The 2,795-nt window shown below is 51.5% G+C and carries 2 protein-coding genes; both read left to right on the forward strand.

From position 1 onward, the window contains the following. Positions 1–212 precede the first annotated feature (212 nt). On the forward strand, positions 213–1,883 hold the full coding sequence (locus FJ147_28175; protein MBM4259761.1) for a methylmalonyl-CoA mutase: 1,671 nt from the start codon (positions 213–215) through the stop codon (positions 1,881–1,883). A 104-nt stretch (positions 1,884–1,987) separates the two neighbouring features. Next, complete coding sequence (locus tag FJ147_28180; GenBank protein ID MBM4259762.1) at positions 1,988–2,665, forward strand: cytochrome P450; 678 nt, start codon at positions 1,988–1,990, stop codon at positions 2,663–2,665. The last annotated feature ends 130 nt before the right edge of the window (positions 2,666–2,795 follow it).

Raw genomic sequence — 2,795 nt, forward strand, 5'->3', positions numbered from 1 at the left:
AAAGGCCTACAGGTCTCCGACGATGAGTTTCAAGCGCTCAATATCAAACCCGGTAAGTTTCATGGCGATTGGAACTATACGCTTCTTCCTCGCTCTTAATCGGTAACTTAATTCTTGCCCATGCCTAACGAGCCGTCTGCCTGGTTGTCTCGCTGCTTGATTTCCGGTAGGCAGGTTGCACAATCTTTACGGAATCGAGGTCGAAGACAGACATGAGCGATACGCGTGACGTAGCGAAGGCTTATAAAGAATGGGACGAGAAAGTCGTGCAAAAGGCGCTTCCCCGTTCTCCCGAACGTAAGAAGCACTTTGAGACCACCTCGGGCATTGAGATCAAACGGGTCTATACTTCTGAGGATGCTGCTGCCTTAGATTACCTCAAGGCGCTCGACTTTCCTGGCCAATATCCCTTCACTCGTGGTGTGCAGCCAACGATGTATCGTGGCCGCTTTTGGACGATGCGCCAGTATGCTGGCTTTGGGACAGCAGAAGAGTCGAATAAACGCTATCGCTATCTCCTTGAGCAAGGACAGACAGGGTTATCGGTTGCCTTTGACCTGCCCACGCAGATGGGACGTGACTCGGATCACATTCTTGCTGCAGGTGAAGTTGGACGGGCTGGGGTCGCGATTGACTCACTGGCAGACATGGAAACCTTGCTCAACGGTATCCCGCTCGACAAAGTCAGCACCTCGATGACGATCAATGCCACGGCTTCGATTTTGCTTGCCCTGTATTTGGCAGTTGCTGAGAAACAAGGAGTGACATGGGATAAGGTCAACGGCACGATTCAGAATGATCTCTTGAAAGAGTATATGGCGCGGGGAACCTATATCTACCCGCCAACTCCGTCACTGAGAATTATCACTGATATCTTTGCCTTCTGTGCTGACCAGGTACCGAATTGGAATACCATTTCCATCTCCGGCTATCACATTCGTGAGGCTGGCTCGACTGCCGCGCAAGAGATCGCGTTTACTTTGGCCGACGGCATTGCGTACGTCGAAGCGGCGGTGAAGGCTGGGCTTGATGTCGACAAATTTGCTTCGCGCTTGTCGTTCTTCTTCAATGTCCACAATAATTTCTTCGAAGAAATCGCGAAGTTTCGGGCCGCACGCCGCTTGTGGGCGAAGATAATGAAGGAACGCTTCAAAGCCAAGGACCCACGCTCGTGGATGCTACGGACCCACGCGCAAACCGCAGGGTCGACGTTGACGGCCCAGCAGCCCGATAACAACATCATGCGGGTGACCTTACAAGCTTTGGCTGCGGTGTTGGGCGGAACTAACTCGCTGCATACCAATTCTAAAGATGAAGCCTTGGCATTGCCGACGGAAGATGCGGTGCGGATTGCGTTGCGTACACAACAAGTGATTGCCTATGAGTCAGGTGCAGCCGATACGATTGATCCAATGGCTGGTTCGTATTTTGTTGAGTCACTGACCGACCAGCTTGAAGCCAAGGCGGTTGAATACATCGAGCGAATCGACAAACTCGGTGGTGCGGTCAAAGGCATCGAGGCTGGATATCAGCAGCGAGAGATCCACGAAGCTGCGTTCCGTTATCAACAAGCGGTAGAAAGTAAAGAACAAGTTATTGTCGGCGTTAATGACTTTACGGTTGAAGAGGACAACCAGGGCGAGCTGCTGAAAGTGGACCAAGCCTTGGAAGAACAACAAAAGAAAAAACTGGCAGCAGTGCGCGCCGAGCGCAATCAAGCTGCTGCGAAAGCTGCTATTGAGAAGGTCGAAGCGACGGCACGTGATGGTGGGAACTTAATGCCAGTGATCATTGATGCCGTACGGGTCTACGCGACGCTTGGCGAAATTTCTGATGCCATGCGTAACGTATTCGGTGAGTATCGTGCGCCGTCGTTCCTGTAGAAATTGATTTCCTGTCCGATATGAATAGGGGGCTAGCCTGCTAGCCCCCTATTTTTTTGTTACGATAAGAAAAACTGCTGTGGTGCACGAAAGAAGGGGGTCTTGTGACCGATACCGTGGAGTTCAATCCGCTTGATCCAGAGTTTCGCGTTAACCCGTATCCTTTTTACCAGCGGCTGCGGACGAAAGACCCAGTGCATTGGAGCGATATTGCTGGACGTTGGGTGTTGAGTCGCCATGCTGATTGTGTCGCCGTACTACGAGACCCTGCGCGCTTTAGTGCTGATCCGTATAAATGGGACGGATTTCTGGAGTTCCTGCAGGCACAAGGAGGCGAGGATAGCCCCTTGCTGCGCATGCAAACGAACTGGATGTTGATGAAAGACCCGCCGGATCATACACGGTTACGTACGATCGTGGCCAAGGCATTCACGCCTCGCGTAGCCGAGGGGATGCGTCCACGTATTCAAGCGATCGTCGAGGGACTCTTAGATAACGTACAAATTACCGGGACGATGGATTTGATTGCAGACTTTGCGTATCCACTACCGACGATGGTGATCTGTGAGATGATGGGTGTCCCGGTTGAGGATCAAGAACAGTTCAAAGTGTGGACCCGAGATCTTGCCCGCAGTCTTGATCCGATTGTCACTCCCGAGATTATTGAAGCGGCAAACCAGGCAACCGTCTCTTTCTATGCTTATTTTCGTGGGTTGATTGCCAAACGTCGACAGAACCTCCAGAACGATTTGCTCAGTGGGTTAGGTATGGGCAAGAATTAAGTTACCGATTAAGAGCGAGGAAGAAGCGTATACAGGACTTACGCTTTGGACCTTAACAAGCCGTGACATGAGGGTTTTGTAGTTCAGCGCGAAGGTAATGACTAAACAAACTCTCCCGCACGGCATACAG

The organism is Deltaproteobacteria bacterium (assembly GCA_016874775.1).
In the GTDB taxonomy this organism is placed as follows: domain Bacteria; phylum Desulfobacterota; class Binatia; order Bin18; family Bin18; genus VGTJ01.